This is a genomic window from Halomonas sp. BM-2019, assembly GCF_017584085.1.
The window spans coordinates 1,206,865-1,208,162 of the sequence record NZ_CP071922.1 but is presented as its reverse complement, the minus strand read 5'-3'; the positions used below and the strand labels follow the sequence as shown (position 1 = coordinate 1,208,162).

Here is a 1,298-nt window from a genome sequence, read left to right as displayed (position 1 = left end):
CCCCAGAGGGTCATCGCCCAGCTGCTTGGCGAGCCTCCCGCCCGGCAAGTCGGACAGCTCAGCATCGAGGGAGAGTCGCCATGAGAGCCATGGGTCGCCTGCTGCCCACCCCTACCCTGTCGCTGGTCCTGCTGGTGGTCTGGCTGCTGATGGTGCGCAGCCTCGAACCGGGCCAGCTGATCCTGGGTGCCCTGCTGGCCGTGTCCATTCCGCTGCTGACTCAGCGCTTCTGGGAGCCGCTGCCCCAGGTCAAGCACCCCTTCAAGCTGGCCTGGTTCGTGCTGGTGGTGCTCTACGACATCGTCAAGGCCAATATCCAGGTCAGCCTGCTGATCCTCTCGCCGAAGCGCGAACCCCATCCCGGCTTCGTGGAGTACCCGCTCTCGGTCACCGAGCCGCTGACCATCACCCTGCTGGCCAACACCATCACCATGACGCCGGGCACCGTCGCCACCAATATCCGCCTGGACCGCTCCTCGCTGCTGATCCACGTGCTGGACATGAATGACGAGGAGGCGCTGGTGCGCGAGATTCGCGAGCGCTACGAGCGTCCGCTCAAGGAGATCTTCGAATGCTAGACACCGCGCTGATGATCAGCCTCGCTCTGATCGTGGCGGCCATGGGCATGAACGTGATCCGGCTGGCCCGGGGGCCCGACGTGCCCGACCGTCTGCTGGCCCTGGATACCCTCTACGTCAACTCCATCGCGCTGATCGTGCTGCTGGGGCTGTGGCTCAACACCAAGACCTACTTCGAGGCGGCCATACTGATCGCCATGCTGGGCTTCGTGGGCACCATGGCCATCTGCCGCTACCTGCTGCGCGGCGACATCATCGAGTGAGGAGGCCGCTATGACGTTCTACGTGATCGCCGAGGGCGTGATCGCCTTCCTGCTGGTGGCCGGCGGCATCTTCGCCTTCACCGGATCGCTGGGCATGCTGCAGTTCAAGGACTTCTTCATGCGCCTGCACGGTCCCACCAAGGGCACCACCCTGGGGATCGGCTGCACCCTGATCGCCTCGATGCTCTACTTCACCCTCACCCAGCGCGAGTTCCACGTGCAGGAGCTCTTGATCACCCTGTTCCTGTTCATCACCGCCCCGGTCACCGGCCATATGCTGGCCAAGACCGGCCTGCACATGCACCTGCGCTTCATCACCGGCACCCGGGGCTCGGTGCCGGAGTTCCGCGAGGAGGACGTGGGTCAGAGCCGGGTGGCGCGACCGGCCAAGGCGCGCCACCCCTGGCGTCCGGGCCGACAGAAGCGCAAGCCGCGCCTGCCCCGCTAGGGGCGGCGC

2 protein-coding genes and 1 pseudogene are annotated in these 1,298 nt (G+C 66.0%); all 3 read left to right on the top strand.

Features of this window, described 5'->3' with window-relative positions:
- Positions 1-80: 80 nt before the first annotated feature.
- Positions 81-578 (top strand): Na+/H+ antiporter subunit E, encoded by a 498-nt coding sequence (locus J5F18_RS06120; RefSeq protein ID WP_346301415.1) that lies wholly within the window; start codon positions 81-83, stop codon positions 576-578.
- Positions 572-841 carry a K+/H+ antiporter subunit F gene (locus J5F18_RS06115; protein WP_346301414.1) on the top strand — a complete coding sequence of 90 codons (270 nt, stop codon included), beginning with the start codon at positions 572-574 and terminating at the stop codon, positions 839-841. The genes J5F18_RS06120 and J5F18_RS06115 overlap by 7 nt, the downstream gene beginning before the upstream one ends.
- A gap of 10 nt (positions 842-851) precedes the next feature.
- Positions 852-1,205 (top strand): annotated as a pseudogene (locus J5F18_RS06110) (Na+/H+ antiporter subunit G); the annotation flags it as partial.
- Positions 1,206-1,298: the final 93 nt, after the last annotated feature.

Excerpts from the sequence above, each read along its gene's own strand:
- J5F18_RS06120 (WP_346301415.1), top strand. The coding sequence starts at position 81 with ATGAGAGCCATGGGTCGCCTGCTGCCCACCCCTACCCTGTCGCTGGTC.
- J5F18_RS06115 (WP_346301414.1), top strand. The coding sequence starts at position 572 with ATGCTAGACACCGCGCTGATGATCAGCCTCGCTCTGATCGTGGCGGCC.